Origin of the sequence: Legionella anisa, from assembly GCF_001467525.1 — a bacterium.
GTDB classification, from domain to species: domain Bacteria; phylum Pseudomonadota; class Gammaproteobacteria; order Legionellales; family Legionellaceae; genus Legionella; species Legionella anisa.
This window is the reverse complement of sequence record NZ_LNXS01000054.1, coordinates 621479-644429: the sequence shown is the minus strand read 5'-3', so window position 1 is coordinate 644429 and position 22951 is coordinate 621479. Positions and strand designations below refer to the sequence as shown.

Below are 22951 nucleotides of genomic sequence, written 5' to 3'. Positions count from 1 at the left end.
ATTCATTTTGCTGGAATTACCAATAAATCAGCAGCAATCCAGGTGGATCCATTGCATTCCGACTCGATGGTTTGCTATTGCTGTTGGTACGCTTGGATTTTTACGTTATATTAACTCCGGTAATATGGTATCAAGCCAAGAGTCGCCTCTAAAATTATAGATATAACCTACATGGCCGCCGTAATGGGTAACATGTAATTTTAATAGCGGATTGATATTTTTAAGTTCATTAAAACCATCAATTGGAATTACCGGATCGTCCTCTGCGGTTAATATAGTCATGGGTACACATACTGCTTTAAGCTTTTCGGGCGAAAAATGATATTCAGCGAAGTAAGCATCAAGGTCGTTAAATTCAGAATATTTTATTATTAATTCTTCTGTTATTTGCCAAGTTTTTTTCTGCGAAACAATGGTATTAAAATCGTATAGCTCAGGGAAACAGCGTTGTTTTTCGATTAAGTTTTTTTTCCATCGGGCAATAAAATAACGCCGATATATATCGGAATTATCAATAGCTCTCGTCACTTGTTCTGGATTAACGGAGGGACAAATAGCGATAATCTGTTTTAAATTAGATATTTTCTGTGATTCAAAACTGTCTCTCCAACCTATTCTTAAAGCAAAACTTCCTCCCATAGAAAAGCCGATTAAGGTAGTAGGTAATCCTGAATTGGCTGTAATTTGTTTTATTGCTTGAAAAACTTCTTCGAGCCGAGCCCCATGAAATATACCTTTATTTAATCCAATGGTGGGGCCATGATCCCGCAGGTTGAGACGAAAAATTTCATAGCCTTGTTGATAGAGCTGTTCGCCTCTGCCCAACATATACGTGGATTGAGCACAACCGAGCCAGCCATGAAGAAGAATTACCAGGCCTTTTGCCGTTTGGTTAGGTTGCGGTGAAAATAGCCCTGTCAAATATACCGTTTCATTCGTTTTCACTGTTAAAGTTATAGCAATTTCATTCCGAACCATATCTCCGATAATAGGTTTTTTTTTGGAACTCAATATCGTTTGGATGTGTTTATTTCTGATATAAAACAGGGGCTTGAAGTTTAAAGATGACATGGGCTGTTCGCAATCATTTACATTATGGGTTATGAATTATAACAAATCGGATCAATGATATATAATTTTCCTCAAGAAAAAACGTTCATTGAAAAAATGTGCTACTCTAATCAATTGAACCTAACTACCGTGTCGACAAATTTAAATGTGTTCATTATTTGTGCTATCCTTAACATATGGTAGTTTATTAAAAGATATTTATTATGGCCCAGATAGTCGGAATAGTTGCCGCGCAGATCGCTGCGGATGAAGCTCAAAAGATGTTACAAAAACAAAATCAGGATGCTCAAAATCAAAAGCAAGCTCAAAACCAGTCTCCTAATGATGAGCAAAGCTCATACATGAGTGCTCCTTCAGGGGGTATGTTTAGTCCAGATTCTGCGATGCAGTTAGCCTCATCTATGCTGCCTAAAAACTTTGATTCGCTTTTGCAGAAAAAAGGAAGTGAAGGAGGACAGAATCAAATGGGATCAGTGATCGATAAGGGAGAAGATTTACTTAACGAAGGCATAGACAAAGGCATGAGTATGGGTAAGTCATTTTTGGGAAAATGATCACGCTCAATGGGGTCAGCCTCGATTGGTTTGTAACCAATCGAGTCAGGCCCCATTGTTTGGTGCGCGAAAAATGCTTGCGAAAAGGCGTAGAACCAGCAATCCTACTGATTTCCTGCTATAAAAACAACACCATTAGGTCCTGCAGTTTGACCGCCGGCAGATCCAAACATTGTTGTACCTGTTACACCTAAAATTGACGGTAGAAATAATAAAGCGGCAGAAATAAAGACTAGGGCTATTGGCGTTCCAATTGGAATTTGAGTCGGGTTATCTTTGTGCTGTTTGAACTTCATAATAGCTCCGATAGAAAATCCCAAGCCAGCCAAATAAGCACCAGCAGTAATCAATTTAGCCAGGCTCGTAAATGATCCAGTAATTGATTCTGCCATTTCCCCTAAAGACACCACCCCTGCAGCTGCACTATCGCTTACTAATGTAAGAAAGGTAAGGCAAGCAATACTGCTTAACCAATAACTAAAACCAGAGTTATTTATCATGTTACTTTTCACCCTTATTCTCCTAAAATTAACAAAAACTCAGCGCATGAGATCAATGGGGTCAGACTCGATTGGTTTGTAAAAAACTCTTTTTTTGTTTCCATAGATTTTGTGAGTGTAATTAAGACTATCTCTAATATCAATCCATATTGATTGAAATGGTTATTTATCAATCGAGTCTGACCCCATCGATTCCAAAACTCTATACAACCTTTTTAACCGTATTTTCTTCTTGTAAAGCTTCTGCTGTTACAATTAAATATCCATCTGAATTTATGGTTAATTCAGGTAAGCAATGGTTTCTATTATAAAAATCTTTTATAGGAGATAAAAGCTCTTTAAATGCTACGTTTCTATAAGAAAGTGGTGTACTTTCAGAAACGCGGCCATTTGCGATAGCTGCAGTGTAAATTTGCGCTGCCTGGGATTCAATTTCAGTAAATATTGTGAGTGCATCAGGCACTAGACAACCTAATTGCAGAAGACTTACCAAAACTGGGGGTTTAAATGTTGGCGTTACTTTAGTTTGTTCTAATTGTTCTTTAAAGACTTGTATTCTTTCTTGTTGTTCACTTTGGCTCAAGCTTTCAAACCAAGTCTGAATTTCTAGCCCTTTGGTTGGACTATATTGCCTCATTATAGCCCCTAAATATGCAATATATTTATTATTTACTTCAAGTTGTTTTTCTCTAAATGCCAAATAATTATCTATAACTTGGTGCTTAGGATTTAACCATAATTGATCTAATTCTAATTTCAATGCCCATATGCAATTGGCAACTGGTTCTGTTAAGTAAATTGAACCCTTATGATTGATATGGCCATCTAACCCTGCGATGTTTATAATCCAACGAGCAAACCAAAGATTATATTGTTCCTTTGTAATTTCCCCATTACGTATGGCCGCTGCCATATTGGAGACCATGTTATATCCACCTTCCATATCAAGTATTTGTCGTGCATGACTATTTTTATAAAAAGCATAGGGTAATAAATCCACGGCTTCTGAGGTAAGTAAAGTACAAATAGGAAATAACTTGGGAAAATGAGTAACTGTATGTGTAATGAATTGTTCGCTATCTGCTGGTAACTTGCTTCGTTGCTCTTCAGGAACTGCCATAATTGCTTGATCCGATTTTGTAATAAAGCATGTTGCCATGAGACATTCACGTGCATCAGGAGTTAGCTCTTGAATAAAATGTGATAAACGATTGAAATTATCTTCACTTAAAACTACATCTTCTGTTTGCGATTGAGCAAATGTTGCATAAGCTAATGAGCCGCCCTCCATTAGGAGTTTAAAAGAATAAAATCGAGATAATATCCGTTTTACTTCAATGTTGACGAAATCTTGTTTTAAATGAACATTAGACTGACTGGTATTAACCGAGTTGTTTTGCAACCATGATAATTGCTCAAGCATTTTCGGATGCAATTTTAGAGTAGGGTAATAAACATCAGCAAAAGACTGCACAATTTCTAGAGAGGGTGATTTTTTTTCCGCTTTAAAAAACATAATATTTTTTTATATAAACTGACTGGTTTAAATTGTATCACAACCCAGTAAAAATCGAATCAGGATCAATGTAGGCAGATTTGATTGGTTTTTTTAAATAAATAGATAAAAGGCCAACCTACTTACTGTCTTGAACATTTATTTCAAGACAGTTTCTACAAAGTCTATTTTATGCATTCGAATCTAAAAATTCTTCCAGGGCTGATTGCGACCTGTTTCCCATAAAATTGTTTTTCATATTATTTTTAAAAGTGACAGGAACACCTCTAATAGCAGTACCACAAACATTTTCAAATTTATCATTGACCATTTGATAGAAAATCCAATCCTTGTATTTTTCTTTATCAGAAACTTGTTCATACACCGGCAAAAAAGCCTTGCAATGTGAGCACCATGATGCGTGAACTAATAAGACCGTTTTAGGCATCGCTAAAGCGGTGCAATCTCTGTTAGTAAATGGTCTTAGAGTTGCAAAAGACAGGGTAGGAATCAACGTTATTAGCGCTATAGCCAAACATTTTTTTACATTTTGCATTTATTTCTTACTCTGGATTTTGATTCAAGAGGAGATGATAAAGTATTTGATAATTCAAATCAATTAGAAGGAAATAACTCAATAAGAGGGCAGAGAGCCGCAATGCTCTCCACTGTTCCACATTGCGTAACTGCTGCCCCACGGGTTGCTAATCTTAAGTTCTTTTGTTCTTCTGAGTACCTCAAGGGTCAGATCTTGTCTTTTGCTTTTTTATATAGACATGCAAAAGGCAAGACCTGACCCTGTTTTACTCTAAATTTAATTGATGCGACGCTTTTACCCGTGAGGAATAATGGGGTGTAGAGGATTCAGTTGTTTTAAAACTTATTGGATAAAATATTTATAAAAGTATCAGAATATGGATTGAGTATTAGTTGTTCCTTTTGAACTTTAGAAAGTTTTTTAATATAACGCTCTATGCACATGGCTATTGATTTATCGCCTTTTATCTCCCAACTTTGAGCAATCGAGAGAGGTTTGAAGCTTCGCGTATATTTACTCCCTTTACCTGCAATGTGATCTTGAAAACGTTTTTCAAGATTATCTGTATATCCTGTGTAATAACTTTGATTGTTACATCGCAAAATATAAACCCAATAGATTTTCTCAGGCATGTTGTAAAATATATTACTGAGATTTGACTTAGTTCGACTATAGCGAGTTGTACATCACGAATCAAATATATCATTTGAGATTAAGTACATACCGTATTTTTCACAAACAGGATATAATCAGAAAAGATAAAAAAGCTCAGATGGATTCATTTTGCTTCCTACCTAATAAGTAAAATTTATTTGGTTACTTCAAGGGTCAGATCTTGTCTTTTGCTTTTTTATATAGACATGCAAAAGGCAAGATCTGACCCTGTTTTACTCTATGAAATCAACATGTTGGTTTTACCAAAATATCGATATACTTGGATAGATCAATTTCTTCTGGGTTATTGTCGTTTGCTTTCCAAAATTCTTTTAATAGATTTTTATAGGTATCCGTATATTCAATAATGCGGGTCCCTTTTTTATTTATTTCGCTTTCGGTATAAAAAAAATCTCCATCCGCTCTTTCTTCTATCCACATCCTGTAAGGTTTTCCGCTACTTCGTGACGCTGTACATAAATCGGTATATGTTGTTATTGTTTGAAAATTCTTTAAGTGACATTTTAATTCATCGCGATAGCTTTCAACTCTTCCCATCATACAAGAATCTATATCCAAATTTTTTAGTGATATTTCTTTTAACCCCAAATCATTTTCAAGTATATCTACTAATTCTTCAGCAGTACGTCCTGCAATTAATTGCTCATGAGTGTCACCTTGCCCGTTAATAAGTATAGAATCAGCATGACTTAGTCGAGATAATAAGTATTTAATATTATCTGGCTCATAAAGATTTATGATTGGCTGGGTATAACTTCTTTCCCTAGCCTCTTTTAAAACCAGATTAAATTTTTCCGGATCAGGAGCATAGACGAATCGGTCAGAACTGGGCCCGAATCGGCACCTGAAATTATTTCATGATGAGCTTGTTTCGTATATTCATCACTATAACAATAAAGCTCAATTACATGAGTCCGGTTTGATTTAAAAAATTTAGCTCTAGACATATTATTTTTGAAATTACTTAAAAATAAGCCATTTTACCATTTAAAAATTATGCTTTTATTAACATATCGAAGTGCATACAGACTCCAAGGGGGCAATATTATACAAGCTATTTCTTATGAAATTATTAAGAGGTAATATTTACTTAATCCTATTTTGGTATAATTTTTATACAAATGTATCATAAGGAGTTTTATGAAAGAGCGACAAGAATTAAGGGGTGAACTGCTTGGTAATGCAAATATTCCAGCATTATCGTTCTCTTGGTGTCAAAAAGGTACCCGCGATGCTGTGGCGTACGGAAAGACTGACACATCAACACAAAACCGTGTTGATACAAATACTCTATTTCAAGCGGCATCCCTCAGTAAACCTGTATCAGCTGCGATTGTTTTAGATTTGGTTGCTCAAGGCAAATGGGATCTAAACACACCTCTAGCGGATATTGTTGACTATGGCCCCGAAGAACTTAAGCAAGACCCTCATTATCGAACACTTACAACGCGTATGGTTATTGGACAATGTTCGGGTCTGGCAAACTTTGGTCAGGATGGTGATGATGGAAAAAAATTTATCGCAACCCCTAACAGTCGATTCACCTATTCAGGAGTAGCGCTTGAGTTTTTAAAGGAGGTTCTTGAGAAAAAAACGGGTAAAAAGTGGGAAGAAATTGCTCAAGATTTTTTTAAAAAAGTGGGTATGGAGAGTTCTACCTTTATGAGGCAGTTGCCAGATGGCTATCTCAATGGTACGCGTCGCGATGTGGCCAAAGCACACATGGCCGATCCCCCTCCTGATGGTCCCCTTAGTCCTTTACCCCCATTACCCGACAATGTTCCTGGTGGCCCTGCTGGATCGATGCTTACAACCGCAGAGGACTACATTACCTTTTTGCAATATTGCTTTAAAAACGAACATCTTAAATCCACATTACTGACCGGCGTTCTATCAAGTCTACCCCCAACGACCTCGCCTGAAACCTCACACGTCCAATGGGGTTTGGGGATGGGCGTTTATAGTGACAAAGACACAGGAAAAACCATTGCCTTTCATTGGGGGAATAATACGGGCTCTATTTCATTTTGTGCTATGGACATGGAAACTGGTGATTGTGTTGTAAGTTTTGCAAATTCAATGAACGGGCCCAGTGTGTTTCAACAGGTAGCAGAGCCTATTGTTGGCAATATAAAGCCATTGTTTCAATGGTTATCTACTTATTGTTGTTTTAAGGATGTAAACCCACCCAAAAAACCAGAGGATATTCCCACAATAGTTCATTCAATTCACTCACCAGCAAAAACAGATCCTGTAAATGACTTCAGAGATAGAACACATCAATTCAGACAAATGGTGAAGCAACTCCAAGAGGATAATTTGACCTCAACCAGTTCTTCTGATCTCCTAATCTCTATGAACAACTCATAAAGTCCAAACCTGGTTGCTTGCAACCAGGATTTACCTCTAAATAAATCGCATCCTTAGCTTGACAGCTATAGGCCAAGTCTCGACATACGCTTGCCACATAAATTGTACATATTCGGGCCAAATTGATATAATCGCGCAACATATGGATCATTGGCGCGCAATTCAATTCTTACAAAAGGTAATAAAATGTATGACTTAGCCAAAAAATATATCCGTTCTCAAATATCACTTCCCCAAAAAGATAATTTAATAGCTGAATTGGAATATATCGAAAAAAGCGATGATAAGTTGTCCCTGTTACCCAATTTTATTTTAAAACTTTATGATATAGCGGAACAACAGAATTATTTAAATCGAGAAAATGCAAGTGTTCCCATACAAAGAATTGCTGAATGTCCTCCTATCTATCAGGCGATTAAAATTTTAACGGATGCAGCGGTTCAATTAAAAATAGAATGGCTGCAACAAATAAAGACTCAAGAACAGCTAAACCAACTCATAGCAATTTTTCCACAAAATATTCGAATCGATTCAAAAGAATCGTTTATCCAAGCGATTCAATTCTATTTTCGAATCTCATTGATAACAGGTCAGAAAGATAATTTGGAACAATTTAATTGGTGGAAAGAGGAAGACCATTATTTTAAATATCCAACTGAGTTATTTAAAGAAAAAGGGATTATTTGTGATCGATTAGATGTGGACGCTATTCTATCTCTTCAGCATTTTAGTACGCTTCCCATTGAGACAGTAATTAGGAGACAAGATAGTCAATATCAAATGCAACCTGGGTTTGTTTCACTTGGAACGGATGAAGCAGCACAATATGACCCTGAAACGAGAATGATTCATAAGTTACTCTCACCCCACTATAAAGAGGGTGAACGAGTTGGAAAACCTGTTGATCTAAAAGGCACCGAAGACTACCCCGTTCGATTATTATCCACCAGGGTTACCAATTGTCATACGGTAATTATTCGTGATAGCCGTAATCAGTATCTCATGCTTCATGTTTCTCCTGCTTCCATAACCGGTGCAAGCGATAACCCGTTTTTTTTCAGCACGCCCAAAAAAGCGTATCTGGATTTGCAACCTCTATATACCAATGCGGAGTTAGGGTTGCAAAAAAATTCAACAATAGACATTGTTGTAGTGGATAATGGGGATTATTTTGATCTGGAGCAATTAAAGAAAAGACTACCTGAAGGCATCCAAATCAATTCACTTGCAACAATGAGTCCCAAAATTGACGCAGGACAATACTATTCGGTATGTTTTGTACCTGGTGAGAACACGATCTACATCCAAAGTAAAAATAATTTTGTCGAACACACGCATATTTTTATGCCTCAGGAACATCCTCACGATTTAAAGGCGCAGCCTATGTAACGCCTGTGAAGGAATTTATTCGCAACAGCAAGGTAGGTTATGGGGTCAGGTTTTTCCTTTATCCACTTGAAATAATAATTAACTATCTCAGGGCGGGTCTTGCTTTTTTAGATAAATAGGCAAAAGGCAAGATCTGACCCTATGCACTTTATTTTCTTTTTAATTCCAACTCAGGCTGCCTTAAGCTTTGGGGAGTATAATTGCCTAATTTTAAATCAATTAGGCGAATTATGAAGAAGAACTCTAAAAACGACTCAAGTAAAAAGGATACAGATAAAAAGCAAGAAAATGGTTTAAGCATTTCGCGAGCATTACAAGCAACCAAAAGAAAAATTTTCCCCCATAAAGCTCCTGCAACTCAAGAAAAAAATCCATCTACGGATGGAAAAAAACAAACAGACTCAACAAAAGAACAACTCCATCAGTCAATTACTGGTAATGCGCTTTATCAATCGATTAAATCACCTCCTGCTCATATTGAAAGACAATTAATGAGTGATGAGGAGGCGCGGAAAATGCTTGCCCAATATGAAAAAGGAAAAAGGGCAAACATGTCTCGGGAAGCAACAATGGATCTTTATAGAAGTCTTCTATCCCAAAAGCCTTCAAAGAAAGAATTTCAAGCAAAGCAAGATGAAACATCAATTCCAGTATCTCAAGAAAGAACTATCACGAAGGGTGAGCGCTTGGAAGCAAATCAATCATCAGAAAAGAGTTCTTATATGGCTAATGGCATAATTTATCACCGTGATCATAAAGGATCCAAGACGCAATTTATTTCCACGATGGATACTGGTGGGGATGATATTGCTGTTAGAGATGTGTCGCATAGTGCAAACGATCCGCTGAAAAAAGTTAATGTAACTGAACCAAACGATAGGAAAAAAACAGAGAAATTATATGAATCACGCATAATCAATGGAAGAATTTATCGTTATGACCAACCGTCTCCAGAGGCAGAACTTTCCTCACAAAGGCCAACACTCGAGGAGCTTGTTGCTCGTGATGTCCCTGGCACTTGGAAACAAAAAGTAAATCAAACTATAGATATTGACTTGCCCGACTCACAAGGCAAAATTTCAGTTAAATTAATTGCCTCGAAGAAACTTGGTGGTGGAGGTTTTGGGACTGCGAAGAAGATTTTAGTGGAACACCTTGATGGGCGTCAGGAAAAAATGGTTGTGAAAGTAATTAAGCATGAACACCACAGCGATTTTAAACTGATTGAACGAGAAGGTGAGTTTTTAAAAGATGTTGGCATGTTAATGGGGACTCACGTTGATACCTCACAACATCAATTTTTTATGCCCTATGTTGGTAAAAAAGTATCACGTTACCTTATTAATCAAGATCCGGGAAACATGCAATTTAATCTTTCTGTGGAAGAGCGATGTGTGACGATTCGGGGATTACTTGAGAGCTTGGCGAAAATTCATGAAAGAAAAATCATTCATTCTGATGTGGGGATACATAATTTGGGATTAAGAAAACATCCCCTCTCAGCAGCATTATTTGATTTCAATTTATCAAGCAGGGAAGGTGAAAAAAGAGGAAATGCAGGTATACCCCTTACAGCAGCACCTGAAATACTAAAAGGCATACCAAATAGCTACGCAACTGATGTTTATTCTGCAGGTATAACAATTGCCTTAATATTAGAAATTACTACGTATAAATTGTTGACATTGCCTAATGATCCTCCGGCCCCAGTTGCCTTCTTGGCTCCCAAAATGGATATTATCTTTGGAGAAGGGGATTGCGAAGAAGGGGCAATTACCAAGATGCAAAGGAAATATGGTTTTACGGCGGAACAGGCAGAGGGTATTTATTCAATGCTTGAAAAAATGACCAATAAAGATCCTGCATTACGACCAAGTGCCGCAGAATCATGTGCTGCATTCAACGAATTATTAACGTCACCTAAAGTTTCAATGGAATATCAACACTCCTAACTGTCTCACTTTAACCTTATGGGCTTGAGAGTAAAAACAAGCTCATAAGGCTCTTTGAGCCATTTTCCTCTCTTAAATTAGGGCGATAAGCGCTGTGCCTCCTACGAGGAAGAAAATCACAAAGATAATTCTCATCCACACTGGATCGACACCAAAATATTAAAATTTCGTGGGGTCAGGTCTTGCTTTTTAGATAAATAGGCAAAATAAAATTTCGTGGGGTCAGGTCTTGTCTTTTGCTTTTTTTTATATAAATAGGCAAAAAGACTTGACCTTATGCACTTTATTAATCCGGATAATAATAAAACAAACGAAATGAATTTACTTTAAGGATTAGCTTAATCTTGTTTTAACTTAAGTAATCAATATGGTATGCTTGTTTAAGCTTTTAATCTAAAGGATTTAGCCATGAGAATTATAATGCTTCTGGAACAATTAGCTACCACAGTCCATCATAAAATTGAGCTTGATACATTCTTAAAAGATGAATCTTCAACGATTCAAAAAGCATTCAGTTATAACGATGCGACATATTTAAAAAGTAATTTAAATGGGGATATCACTTTAGCTGATCGAACTACAATTTTTGAGATCTAGATTTTAATGCAGGATATATCTCGTAAAGCTTCGCTAGTTGTTGTCGGTTGTGGTATTAAGTTTTTTGCTCATCTAACAAATGAAGTAATTGCCTATATTAAGCAATCTGATGTTGTACTTTATTTGGTAAATGATCCTGTCTTAAAATTATGGATTCAAGAGCAAAATCAATATACAGAATCTTTAGATAATTTATATCTTTCTTGTCCAAATCGCGCCGATTCTTATCAACTGATTGCTGATTATGTTTTAAATCATTTATATCAAAATAAACATATATGCTTTGTTCTTTATGGCCATCCTAGTGTTTATGCCAAACCAGGACTAGATGCAGTAAAAAAAGCAAAACAAGAAGGATATTACGCAAAAATTCTACCTGCAATTTCAGCTGAAGCTTGTCTTTTTGCAGATTTATTAATTGATCCAGGTTCATCAGGATGTCAATCATTTGAAGCTAGTGATTTTTTGATCCACCAACGCCAATTTGATATAAGTTCTCATTTAATTCTTTGGCAAATTAACGCTGTAGGTATTCTCAATCATGAAACAACTAATAATAAGAAAATAGGAATTTTATTGCTATTAGATTATTTAAAAAAATATTATGAGGCTACAGCTAAGATCGTTATTTATGAAGCAGCCCAATATCCTGGTTTTGAACCTAAGATAATACAGTCGGAATTAAAATATTTATCTGACATTTATTTATCAAATCTTTCAACTTTATATATACCACCTGTAAAGACTACTGCTTGTGATCAAACCATTTTAAAAGCCCTTAAGCTAGAAGAAGAATGTACAACTATTTTATAACTTTCATAAAAGAATACTCTGAAAATTACTCAGGACTGCCCAAATTTTGTTGGCAGGGTATAAGCTTAATTTGTATCAATGCATCTACCATCGGCATTTGTTTTTTTCTATCTCTATATTTTGTCAATGATAAACAGTTGAATATTTCAACTGCTGGACTACTACTTTCTTGTTATGGTTTAGGTACCATCATTGGGGGCTTAGTGGGAGGGAAACTTTCCGACAAAATTACTCCAAGGATTGTTTCGATCTTCAGCCTTTATATTCAATCTGCAAGTTTCTTCTTTTTAATGTACTTGCATTCTACGTCAATCTTAATGCTTGACTTATTGATTCTTGGCATATCTGCATATAGCTTTAAAATATCAAATAATATCAATCTGCTAAATTTCTGCGTCAATGATATAGATTTACGCTATAGAACCCTTAGTATTTCTCATGTGGCAGCAAATTTAGGATTGGGCCTATCAGGTATTTTTATTGGTGGAGTTGAAACATTTGGATTTTCAATTATTTTTGGCTTTTCAGGTTTCCTGTTATTTTTTTCAGCAACTTATCTTACACTACAAGATAATATAATAACTAAGCCCGCAGCAAAACAAAACACGGTAGAGGAGCATCTAAATAAAACAAATGCAACAAAAATTATTATATTAATTCTCTCCTGCATTTTTTTTATAGGACTGGTCATCGCGCAGCTGAGCACTACATATCCGCTCTATATTCAGGAGTCTTTTCCCAAATTAAATGTACAAGCGGTTAGTATCTTATTTCTTTTAGATACTGCTTTAATTGTCCTATTCCAAGCACCACTCACCGTATTAGTATGTAAACAAAATAAGCTGCTCATTACTGGACTCGGAGCCTTATTCATGGGCTTAGGAATGTTGATACTAAGTTTTTCTTTCGTCTTTTCATTAGCTATTCTCTCTTGTATTGTTTGGACAACCGGTGAAATGCTCTTTATTTCTACTGCCCAATTGATTTGTTATGAAAACAGCAGTAATAAGAGAAAAGGGCAAAGTTTGGGTCTTTTTCAATCCACGTTTGCAGTTAGTAACGTCGTAGGTCCCTGGTTAGGAAGCTTTATATATCAATATTGGGGCGGAAATATATTATGGTATTGCAGTACAGTCATTGGAATATGTTGTTTTCTGCTCTGCTGGTATTTTAGCCGTTTTAATACTAACACAGCCCCGTAAAAATGAAGCATCAGCAGCAAAGACAGTTTCATGTTCTTTTGTGAATTGTGAATTATTAAATCGGTTATCAATATTTAATATTTCAAGAGAGCTTTGCATCACATGATGTATGTCTTGGGTATTATGGAAGTAATTAAATTCAACGAATTTTGCTATTTTTCCAATAATTGTATCAGAAGATAAGGCGCTGTCTTTTGACAATTCTTGTATAAAAATACTCATTATGTGCTCCAGTTCGCGCATCTCATAAATTGTACTTGTAACTTGTCTTGATCTGGGCGAGAACACATGCGTTGCTGGATGCTGTAATGAGTAATATATGGGAAAAGAATCTTTTTCAAAATTAAAATGTTTTGGTTGCATAATTGTTGGAATATATTTTTTCAAACCATAAGATTCTATAAAAGCATGCTGTAGAATCTCTACGGGTAAAGCGCTATTATCTACTGATGGTACATAGCCAGGTGCCACACCTAAAGCTGTTGCAAATAAATGTTTAGCGGTATCTGCCAGATATGGATTTGGTTTCAAATTTCGATTTTTTTGTATGATTGAAAATGTGATATCATAAAAAACCCGATTTCGTTCGTATTCGTATCGATACCATGCTAACTCATGTAAATACTGTTTTAATATTTTCCATTTAGTATCGTTATGCAAACTAATTAACCATTTTTCTGAAAAATACATTACACAACAACGCCAATCTGAGTTAATAACTTTGCTATTAACTATCTCTCGAAAAACTTGCCAATGCTCATATAATGATTTTGGTACCCGACTTTTAATATTAAAATCCCGTTGTAAATTAGAATGGTTTGTTGTGGCACCAATATTGGGTAACATAAATGCAGATCTTGCCCCTGCAGTAGATGATAATAGGCCATTAGGCGCATAAACTCGATCATTAACTTTATTTAAAACAGTAGAAAGAGGAAAAATATCCCCAGCCTTATAGATAAGCCAGGGAATAGTAATATTATCATTTTTCAAATCAATATAGCATTCAATTTCTTTATCAAGAACCATCCCCAATGGGGTGTTATTTGCACTATATCCGAGATGGTGAATTATATCTTTTGGTACATCAGGATCGGTTATCCGATAATACTCTCCATTTATATTAGGAAAAAGTGAGCTTTGTGTATCTGCATCAGATGCGCCATATGGATAATACGCTAAATAAAGAGGATATGATTGATCAGGGCTTAGCTCATCTATAATAGCTGCGAAAACTGGCTCGACTTTTTTAACTTGCTGACGAACATCAATCCAACAGACTTTTACTAATCCATTCCGCTCATCAATAGCTGTGAACATTAATACAACTTCCTTATCGTACATGACCTTAAAACTGTTTGCATTCTAATTTTCTAAAAATAGGACTGTCAAGATAAGTTTATGAAACTGTCCACAAAAATGTCAATGAGACTTTTATTTTCCATTAAAAATTTACATGTAAAAAAAAGAATTTTTTCAATTTTCGATTGCGACTAAATTTCCCAGTCATAAGGAATTAATAACAAAAGGAGCAATCATGTTAACAACGATGTTAAAAGCAAAAATTCATAGAGCTACAATTACCCAAGCCAACCTGAATTATATTGGCAGTATCACTATTGATGAAGAACTACTTTTAGAAACAGGTATTTTGGAAAACGAAAAAGTTCAAATTGTGAATATAAATAATGGTTCTCGATTTGAAACTTATGTAATAAAAGGACGTAAAGGAAGCGGTGAGATTTGTGTGAATGGGGCTGCTGCGAGGCTTGTTCACGAAGGTGATAAAATTATAATTATTTGCTACTGCACCCTTGAAGAACATAAGGTATCAAGCCATACCCCGAAAGTTATTTTTATGAATGAAGATAACACCATCCATTGTCACTCAAATCAAGAATCACCTAATACATTGTTCGTAAATTAACGTGATCAAAAAGTTCAATAACAAATATTAAAACTAAATCATTATCTTGAAAGATAATTATTTTGCATCAATTGGAGAATTATTATGGACAATACTGTAAATCCAAAAATTAGCTTTATCTTTGGAGGTGTTTCTGCAGAGCGAGATCTATCTTTAAGAACTTTTCATAGCATTTATTCTGAGCTACAGAATCAAGAAAAAGACATTGATCTCTATCAATATGTTTACTACGTAACTGAAGAAGGATTAGTAATTAGAAAGCCATTTAATTTTGAGAAAGATCCTGATTATTACATGACAAATAAAAGAAACTCGTTATCAATTATCGAGGCGTTACAACAAATTAAAAAGAATAATGAATATGTTTTTTCTTTGTTATATGGGCAATTTGGTGAGGACGGACATATTCAAGGTTTGGGAAAAATATTCGATATAAAAAGTTCTTTTGGCTCTGTACTTTCATCGAGCTTAAGTAAAAGTAAATTCCACTGTTCAAAATATATAGAGTCAATGTATCCCGAATTAGAACCAATACCAATGGTTTCGATTAGAGATGTAAATAGTTCCAATATAAAGGAAAAATTATGGCCTTTTTATCATCAAGAAATAGTTATTAAGCCTAATTCACTTGGCACGAGTATGTTTACTGAACGAATGTTGCTTAGCGAAAATTCAATTGATGCCGCTGTAAACTTAATTATAGATATCTTAAAGATTGATAATATGGCTCTCGTGCAAAAGTACATCGCAGGTGAAGAATATTCTTGTGGTTGTATAGAAAATATGGGGAGCGTTGAAGTATTACCCTTAATTCTAGTGCGGACACGAGATGGTTTTTTTGGCCGTCGCGAAAAACTATGTAAATTTGGAGTTAGCGAGCGAATTATTCCTCCATCCTATAACAAATTTACCACTCAAATAGCCGATATTTCAAAACGAATCTTTTCTGATTTGATATTTGAAAACATGTTTAGGCTTGATTTTATTATTTCAGGAGGAAAGATTTATTTTCTTGAAATCAATTCATTGCCTGGATTAAGTCATGCCAGCTTTTTCCCCAAAATGCTTAAAGAAATTAATATCTCAATGTCTGATTTTATTAAGTTAACTTTTAAAAACAGTCTAAACAGGAAGAATAAAATAAATCTGTTAAGTGAAGAAACGGATTTGCGAGGTGCAGCATGAAGTGTATTGGTTTGCTTGGTGGTGTTAGCTGGGTTTCTACACTGGAATACTACAAACGACTAAATTTAATGATCAATAAAAGGAAAGGAAAAAATCACTCGGCCAAAATTGTATTGTATAGTTTTGATTTCGAAGAAATTCTTGCACATCAAAAAAAGCAAGATGAAGCAATGGAATTAAGATTGCTTCAAGAAAAATTGATTTTGCTTGATAAAGCAGGTTCAGATGTAATTGCAATCTGTTCTAACACTACGAATAAATTGGCGAGTCAACTGGATGTAACGATCCATAAAAAGTTAATTAATATTATCGATGCAACCGGCGATTATTTAAATCTTTTGGGTGCAAAGAGAGTAGGTTTAATTGGTACGCGTTACACAATGGAGCAGGACTTTTATAAAAATAAATTGCTTGAAAAAGGACTACAAGTAGTAATTCCCGACGCTTATGCTCGGGAGTTACTTCATCAGATTATTTACGATGAATTATGCCATGGTATTGTCACAGCTAAATCAAAAGAGGTCGTTCTAAATATCATTAAGAAATTAGCTTCGAGTTGCCATTTAGATGGGGTCATTCTTGGTTGTACGGAGCTACCCCTATTGGTATCAAAAGCAGATATAAATATTCCATTGTTTGATACGATTGAAATACATATAAATGCAATTTTAACAAAACTTAAATGGCTTAATTAAGGGTATATAATAATGAAAATATCTAGCCCTAATTTAAAGCTAATTTGGTGTTTACTGTCAGGCATTGTTTGCGTGAATTTAGCAAAATTTATGTGCCTTCCTTTTTTAATTTTATTTCTTAGTCACAACACTCAAGCTCCGTTATGGATAAGTGGATTAGTTTGTGGAATTGCTCCCTTTTGTTCTATATTTGGTGGTTTTATCGGTGGACAATTATCTGATAAGTACGGCCGAATTCCTTTATTATATATTTCGATTTTTACATCAGCGTGTATCCTCATACTAATAGGTTTAAGCGAGCAAATTAATTCTCGGCATATTCAATTAATATGGATTGGTATTCTAAATGGGGTGTTTGGTTTATGTTCTTCTTTTTTTCAACCAGTAGCTTTGGCATTACTCAGCGAATTAGTAGATAAAGAGCATCGAGAATTATTTTTTCATTTGCGCTATGCAGCAATGAATGTTGGTGCTGTACTTGGACCTTTATTAGCCGTGTATTTAGGAGTTACTTTATCTCCTAATGCATTTTACATTGGAGGCTTAATTTATTTTTGTTTTGGATGCATTTTATATATTGCTTTATTCATGGAACAAAGCCAATTTTGTAGAAACGAACGGAGTACTATATCTTTATCTGCTACTTTGCGTGTTATTTCTTTAGATCGTCGGTTATTAAATTTCATTCTTTTTAATATCATATTTGCATTGTGCTATTCGCAAATTGATTCAACATTAGCTCAATTCATATTTCAACAAGTTGATAATGGCTCACGTGTTTATTCCTTAACGATTGCACTCAATGCATTTTTCGTCCTTATTGGGCAAGTCCCCATTTTTCTCTTTTGCAAAGGAATGCCCAAGCATCAAGCTATTTTTTATGGATGTTTCTTATTTTTCCTTGGTTGCATAGGTTTGTCTTGCTGTGGCGATAAAGCAAGCCATTTTTACTATGCCATTTTAGTTATCACTGTGGGTGAGCTGTTCATATTTCCTTTTGCATTCTTATTTGTTGATGACATAGCTCCGTTACATTTGAAAGGTTCTTATTTTGGTGCATTAGCATTTAGAGAGTTGGGTTTGGCGTTAGGTCCAATTTTTGGTGGAGCAATTCTTGAATCTTTGGGGGGGCAGATCCTGTTTATCATGATTGGAATGCTATCACTGATTTCGTATTTTTTTGTTTTTTTAGGTGAATGCAGAAAACCCAGATCTTATGGACAGTTTTTTAGGAAGAGCTTTTAATAATGGAGTAAAATTATGAGTAAATCGATTTTATTTGTTGATGTTTCTAATCCACATAATCTAGTAAAAATAGAAGCCGCAAAAGAGCTTGGTATTAAGGTTTTTTTGGTAGCTCCTAATTTACCGGATTGGGCTAAAGAAGTAGTTGATAAATTTATTCGGGCTGATACAACTAATATTGTTGAGACTATTTCTACTTTGAATAGAGAATGTAAAGACACACCTTTTGATGGTGTAATTACCATACTGGATAAGAGTGTGGAATTGGTTGCAGCAATTGCTGAAGAATTTAAATTGCCGGGTAGTTCACTTAAAGCAGCGACCACGGTCAAACATAAATATAAAATGCGAGAAGCTTTGAAGTTACATGACGTCCCCCATCCAAAGTTTCAATTTGTAAAAACGATCGCGGATCTACAGCATGCTGCGAATACGATTGGATTCCCATTAATATTCAAACCTGTAGCTGCGTCAACGAGTGTTGCTGTTTTTAAATTAAACTCTCAGGTTGAGCTCGAAGACGCATTTGAACGGATGAGTACTTGTGAACGTGTATCTTATTGGTTGTATTCCGATGAGTATATAGCTGAGGAATTTATGGAAGGGCAAGAGGTTAGTGTTGAGGGGATTATTAATCATGCTCAAGTGTATTTTGCTGGCATTACAAAAAAATTTGTAAAAAAACCTGGCTTTACTGAATGGATGCATTGTTTCCCTTATGATTTAGATCTGCATATCTGTTCGTTAATTTATAAAGTTGTTGAAGCAGCTATAAGTGCTGTGGGAATCAACAATTGTGCTTTTCATATTGAAGTCATGCTGACCGCAGAAGGACCTAAAATTGTTGAAATGAATTCACGAATGGCCGGAGGGTTCGTTTCAAGCCATCTTGTACCGTTAGCCTCTGGAATTGATTTGGCTAAAGCAAGCATACAAACTGCGCTTGGCGAATCAATAGAGCTCAAAGCAACAAAGAATAAATTCGCATGTGAACGCAATTTATTCGCAACAGAGAATGGTACGATTCAAGATTGGAGGTATGTTGAGGAAGTGAGTAAACAACCTGGCGTAAAGGATTTTAAACTGTTACGACAGGTCAATGAAGTGGTTAAAGTTCCACCTGAAGGATATGACAATTTGTTGTGTGCAGTGATAACAGAGGGTGATTCGTTTCAAAAAGCTTTAGATTTAGCAGAGTCTGCTTTGAGTCGTGTTCATTGCGTTTATCAGTAATCTGTTTTTTGAAATTAATACTAGGTCCCGACTCGGATTAGTAAGCGTTTAAAGAAAAATAATCAATGGAATCAGACTCGATTGATACAGTTGCTTATCAATCGAGTTGACCCATTGATGTGACCCTATATATTATTAGGTACCACTTCAGGATGAGGTGCTACATTACGAATAACATCGATGCAATTTTTTATTTCTGTTAATCGTTGCATTACATTTGCTTTACTGTATTTTTGATCAATGTCCCTTTGTTTTTGAGCACTCTCGCTAATCTGCTCATCCGTTATCATATCTAAATCCTCAGATTCCCTTCTAATTTCCTGTTTTTTCTTTCCTCGTAGCGATCTAAGATCCTCGTCTGTAGGTTCTGGTATCTCATCCACAGTTCCATTAATCAAATCAGCGACTTGGCTGTCATCAAAACCATAAGAAGCAAGTTCTGGAAATAATTTCTGTGCACGTTGGGGAGTCAAATCTTCTCTTTCCAAATAGAGCCGATAGAGTTGAGCATTATCGTTTACTGTTGCCCCCGCGTCTTTTAACCCTTTTTTAAATTCATTAAAGCCATGATTTCCTCTATGACTAGTGAACATTGAATTTGCAAGCAGGGTGAGTTTATCTATATATTTTTGTGCTGTATTTTGGATAATAAATCGAACACCTGAAATTGATGGTTCGATCGTTCCTTCACGCTTAAGAGCAGGTTCTATTTTGTCCGCGACCTGCAAGGCTACTGCAAGAAGCCTTGGATAATGAAATGAACTTTCTTTAGAATTAATTTTTTGGATGTATTGTTCAGCGCTTATTCCTGAGCCTATGAAAGGATTCGTATATTTTTCTTGTTCGGTTTTAAATGCTTTATTTAATTCATTTACAATTTCATCGAATTTTTCCTTTTTGTTGAGTTGGCCATTCTCATTTATCTGGCGTATTTTTCCGAACAGTCTCCTGATATCGTCCTTATGTGTATCTCTTTTTAATGCATTATAATCAGAACTTATAGACTTAACTGCTTGCATCAATTCGTTCAATCTAGGAGAATAAACCAAATCAATAAACTTTCGCTGATGTTCATCCTTAGGATTCATACTGGAAATTAACGTTGATAAACCATTTTTATTACTTTCCTCCGCACTTTTAATTACTTCAGTAAATATACTGGGACCATAAACACCAAAATCCTCAGCAACTTTCTCAGGCAATTTATTTATGAAATTATTGGGACCTAATAGATAATCTTTCATTGCAGACTGCATATTTTTTGCATGAAGATTATTTCCTATGAATCGAAACAATTCGTACACAGAGAGTTCTTCGTAGGTGGTGTGAGGATAATTAGCACTAATAGCAAAAATGAAGTTTTGAACTATATATTTTATGTGTTTTTCTTCTAGGGGTTGGCCAGCAAAAGTTAAAGGATGCTCCCCTTTATGTGCTTCAATCAAAGCATGATGAATCGCGTTATAATGAGCCATATACAACGCTCTGATTTCCTCATGGGTCTCAATACTGACCTCATGATTGGTTTGCATCTCCTCGAGGACCTTTGCATGCAAAGGTTTAAACGCTTCAGCAAGATTTTGTATATGTCCATATACACGGTCAAAACTTGTATTATCCTCACGTACTTTAGCCAAAATACCCGCTCTTTGTGCTTTGTTGGCCATGTTAAAATAGTCGGAAAACATACGCTGAGCAGGTGCAAAAGGATCATTTTTTTTAATTTGTACTTGAAATCCGAACTCTTGCTGATTTTTTTCTGCCTCAGAAATATACTGAGTTACAACCTCTACGTAATCCTGTGGAAAAGGCGGAAGCTTTCTCCATTGTGAAGATAAACTCTGCATTTCTTCTGCTAATGCGTTTAATTGATTATCAATATCCGGATTATCAAGATTTAATTGCTTTATTTTTGCAGAAATAGTCACCAACCTTTTATTAAAGGAACTAACTGTGGGGTAAATTGGATCATTGGGTTCGATCCCTTTCCCATATATCTTCGCTAGATAACCGTTAAATTTAATGATTTCATCATTTAATTTTTGTATTCTTGCTTGATTTTCTTCGTTTAATTTTTTTATTCTTTCTTGCTCATTTTTTTCATAATCTTTAAGTGATACATCAAAAGACATTTTTTTCTCCAGTATGTTGTCAAAACCTTACTCAATTCTTCTCATAAATAAGGTTATGATCTTTTCAAGTCATCATAATCGTTAAGTGTATACATTAAGGATTAATTAACTATTAACAGGGCTAGTATTTAAAATTATGAGTTTATAAATTTTATTGGGGGGTGAGCATTGTCAAGGCCTCAGCAAGGTGAGTTGGGTCGTTATTGATCCAACCTACTTGGCCTATATAGTGCATTTAAATAACATGCAAATTTTCCATCTTGAGTTTGAATCTTTCTTCAGCATGGATACTCTTTGTAAGTACCTCGTTTAAAGTATTGGGCTGTAATGAGCAAATAAAGTATTCTTCAAGTACAAATTGAAATTAAGGAAGATTTGTTGCAATCAATGGGGTTAAGCAATTGAGCAATCAATCGAGTATATAAATAGGCAAGGAAAGACCGGCTCTCCATGTGTTATAATAACTGAGAAAACTCCTTGATACCAAAGCAGTCATCGTGGCATGAATCTTATGAACAGTATGTTTAACAATATTGATCTTTTAATAAATAAGGCGAAGTTATATCTTGATGAGACTCAATCTATTCTGAGTAAACTTCTTCAAGCAACAGCGGATACCGACGATGAAGACTCTTCTGATGAAGATAAAACCCTCAAAATTCAATTAACGCTGCAATATCGTTTAAGTTGTGAAGATGCCTTGAGCTTTTTGTTTCAACTGGATCATAATGTGCTGTATTTTCTGGGAATTCAACCCAGGCAGTCCGCAAAAATGAATATGGATCGATTAGCCTATGCCGTAGGAAATGAAGATTTAAAACAAATCTTAAATGTTTTAGCCATATTAACGGGATCTCTCTCTAAAATTGTTGCGAGTTATAAAAACAGCCATGCATCATTTACTTTAAAGGACAAAAGATCTCAAAAACATCACATGGTAGTGAAAGAGTTGTCTCTGCTCCTTGCCAAGCAAAAGCAATTTTTAGAAGTGCTTCACGAATTGGATCCGGAAATTGAACTGCTTATAAAAATGCAAGCTGGAGAGCCTGTTTTTGATTACATTGCCGCATTAAGAGGGCCCATTTCACATTTTCACCAAGCCATCATTCATGGTCTTGAACAGGCAAAGCAGCTCTACCACCAAGTCAATAAAACGCCCTTAATTGACTATCAACTCAACGCATTGCTAAAGGAAACGGAACACGTACTTCACTTAATGCCAAGTATCTATCGCCCACATCCCAATTATTCCATCAAACAGTTTGATCACCCAGCAACTTCTGAACAATTAGAACAACGCGCTGCTGCAAAACGATTACGGCCTTTTTTTGGATAAAAAAAATTAAATTGATACTTTGGCGCAAGTATGCAGGTCATC

The 22951-nt window shown here is 35.4% G+C and carries 21 protein-coding genes and 1 pseudogene; 13 read left to right on the top strand and 9 right to left on the bottom strand.

Annotated elements, in window-relative coordinates; translation table 11 throughout:
* Window positions 1–105: 105 nt before the first annotated feature.
* Window positions 106–978 (bottom strand): YheT family hydrolase, encoded by an 873-nt coding sequence (locus tag Lani_RS19220; RefSeq protein ID WP_160163608.1) that lies wholly within the window; start codon window positions 976–978, stop codon window positions 106–108.
* A 296-nt stretch (window positions 979–1274) separates the two neighbouring features.
* Here Lani_RS19220 and Lani_RS19215 point away from each other — a divergent pair, with 296 nt between their 5' ends.
* Window positions 1275–1625, top strand: coding sequence for a hypothetical protein (locus Lani_RS19215; RefSeq protein ID WP_019233964.1), 351 nt, complete (start codon window positions 1275–1277; stop codon window positions 1623–1625).
* A gap of 104 nt (window positions 1626–1729) precedes the next feature.
* On the opposite strand, the gene Lani_RS19210 is transcribed toward Lani_RS19215, so the two are convergent.
* The 5 genes from Lani_RS19210 to Lani_RS21000 form a co-directional block, all read right to left on the bottom strand.
* Window positions 1730–2137, bottom strand: a complete 408-nt coding sequence (locus Lani_RS19210; RefSeq protein ID WP_019233965.1) for a hypothetical protein — start codon at window positions 2135–2137, stop codon at window positions 1730–1732.
* A 190-nt stretch (window positions 2138–2327) separates the two neighbouring features.
* A complete protein-coding gene (locus Lani_RS19205) occupies window positions 2328–3641 on the bottom strand; it encodes a hypothetical protein (RefSeq protein ID WP_019233966.1) in 1314 nt (437 codons plus the stop codon).
* Window positions 3642–3810: 169 nt separating this feature from the next.
* Complete coding sequence (locus Lani_RS19200; RefSeq protein WP_019233967.1) at window positions 3811–4176, bottom strand: thioredoxin family protein; 366 nt, start codon at window positions 4174–4176, stop codon at window positions 3811–3813.
* A gap of 317 nt (window positions 4177–4493) precedes the next feature.
* Window positions 4494–4790, bottom strand: a complete 297-nt coding sequence (locus tag Lani_RS19195) for a GIY-YIG nuclease family protein (RefSeq protein ID WP_019233968.1) — start codon at window positions 4788–4790, stop codon at window positions 4494–4496.
* Between the two features lie 268 nt (window positions 4791–5058).
* Window positions 5059–5373 carry a hypothetical protein gene (locus Lani_RS21000; protein ID WP_019233969.1) on the bottom strand — a complete coding sequence of 105 codons (315 nt, stop codon included), beginning with the start codon at window positions 5371–5373 and terminating at the stop codon, window positions 5059–5061.
* Window positions 5374–5973: 600 nt separating this feature from the next.
* Here Lani_RS21000 and Lani_RS19185 point away from each other — a divergent pair.
* The 3 genes from Lani_RS19185 (at window position 5974) to Lani_RS19175 (ending at window position 10544) form a co-directional block, all read left to right on the top strand.
* On the top strand, window positions 5974–7203 hold the full coding sequence (locus tag Lani_RS19185) for a serine hydrolase domain-containing protein (RefSeq protein ID WP_058388753.1): 1230 nt from the start codon (window positions 5974–5976) through the stop codon (window positions 7201–7203).
* Window positions 7204–7389: 186 nt separating this feature from the next.
* The gene (locus Lani_RS19180; RefSeq protein WP_019233971.1) at window positions 7390–8592 is read left to right on the top strand and encodes a hypothetical protein; all 1203 of its coding nucleotides are present in this window, start codon (window positions 7390–7392) and stop codon (window positions 8590–8592) included.
* A 230-nt stretch (window positions 8593–8822) separates the two neighbouring features.
* Window positions 8823–10544 carry a protein kinase domain-containing protein gene (locus Lani_RS19175; RefSeq protein ID WP_019233972.1) on the top strand — a complete coding sequence of 574 codons (1722 nt, stop codon included), beginning with the start codon at window positions 8823–8825 and terminating at the stop codon, window positions 10542–10544.
* A gap of 72 nt (window positions 10545–10616) precedes the next feature.
* Here Lani_RS19175 and Lani_RS21255 read toward each other — a convergent pair.
* Window positions 10617–10691: pseudogene (locus Lani_RS21255) on the bottom strand (PspC domain-containing protein); the annotation flags it as partial.
* A gap of 261 nt (window positions 10692–10952) precedes the next feature.
* Here Lani_RS21255 and Lani_RS19170 point away from each other — a divergent pair.
* The 3 genes from Lani_RS19170 to Lani_RS19160 are packed head-to-tail and all read left to right on the top strand — an operon-like array spanning window position 10953 to window position 13156.
* A complete protein-coding gene (locus Lani_RS19170; RefSeq protein ID WP_019233973.1) occupies window positions 10953–11141 on the top strand; it encodes a hypothetical protein in 189 nt (62 codons plus the stop codon).
* Between the two features lie 6 nt (window positions 11142–11147).
* On the top strand, window positions 11148–11954 hold the full coding sequence (locus Lani_RS19165; RefSeq protein ID WP_019233974.1) for an SAM-dependent methyltransferase: 807 nt from the start codon (window positions 11148–11150) through the stop codon (window positions 11952–11954).
* On the top strand, window positions 11936–13156 hold the full coding sequence (locus Lani_RS19160; RefSeq protein WP_019233975.1) for an MFS transporter: 1221 nt from the start codon (window positions 11936–11938) through the stop codon (window positions 13154–13156). Before Lani_RS19165 ends, Lani_RS19160 begins: the two co-directional genes overlap by 19 nt.
* Here the strand turns inward: Lani_RS19160 and Lani_RS19155 are convergent.
* Window positions 13070–14500 carry a hypothetical protein gene (locus Lani_RS19155; protein WP_233437549.1) on the bottom strand — a complete coding sequence of 477 codons (1431 nt, stop codon included), beginning with the start codon at window positions 14498–14500 and terminating at the stop codon, window positions 13070–13072. The genes Lani_RS19160 and Lani_RS19155 overlap by 87 nt on opposite strands.
* A 190-nt stretch (window positions 14501–14690) precedes the next feature.
* On the opposite strand from Lani_RS19155, the gene panD reads away from it, so the two are divergent.
* From panD to Lani_RS19130, 5 genes are all read left to right on the top strand, one after another.
* Window positions 14691–15083 carry an aspartate 1-decarboxylase gene (panD, locus tag Lani_RS19150; protein ID WP_425268980.1) on the top strand — a complete coding sequence of 131 codons (393 nt, stop codon included), beginning with the start codon at window positions 14691–14693 and terminating at the stop codon, window positions 15081–15083.
* 84 nt (window positions 15084–15167) lie between these two features.
* Entirely contained in the window at window positions 15168–16268 is a 1101-nt protein-coding gene (locus Lani_RS19145) for a D-alanine--D-alanine ligase family protein (RefSeq protein WP_019233978.1), read from the top strand.
* On the top strand, window positions 16265–16963 hold the full coding sequence (locus tag Lani_RS19140; protein WP_058388752.1) for an aspartate/glutamate racemase family protein: 699 nt from the start codon (window positions 16265–16267) through the stop codon (window positions 16961–16963). Before Lani_RS19145 ends, Lani_RS19140 begins: the two co-directional genes overlap by 4 nt.
* 12 nt (window positions 16964–16975) lie before the next feature.
* On the top strand, window positions 16976–18208 hold the full coding sequence (locus Lani_RS19135; protein ID WP_019233980.1) for an MFS transporter: 1233 nt from the start codon (window positions 16976–16978) through the stop codon (window positions 18206–18208).
* A gap of 15 nt (window positions 18209–18223) precedes the next feature.
* A complete protein-coding gene (locus tag Lani_RS19130; protein WP_019233981.1) occupies window positions 18224–19441 on the top strand; it encodes an ATP-grasp domain-containing protein in 1218 nt (405 codons plus the stop codon).
* 125 nt (window positions 19442–19566) lie between these two features.
* On the opposite strand, the gene Lani_RS19125 is transcribed toward Lani_RS19130, so the two are convergent.
* The gene (locus Lani_RS19125; protein ID WP_019233982.1) at window positions 19567–21573 is read right to left on the bottom strand and encodes a hypothetical protein; all 2007 of its coding nucleotides are present in this window, start codon (window positions 21571–21573) and stop codon (window positions 19567–19569) included.
* Between the two features lie 502 nt (window positions 21574–22075).
* Between Lani_RS19125 and Lani_RS19120 the strand changes: the two genes are divergently transcribed.
* Window positions 22076–22909: a hypothetical protein gene (locus Lani_RS19120; protein WP_233437550.1), complete on the top strand. Its 834-nt coding sequence runs from the start codon at window positions 22076–22078 to the stop codon at window positions 22907–22909.
* Window positions 22910–22951 lie beyond the last annotated feature (42 nt).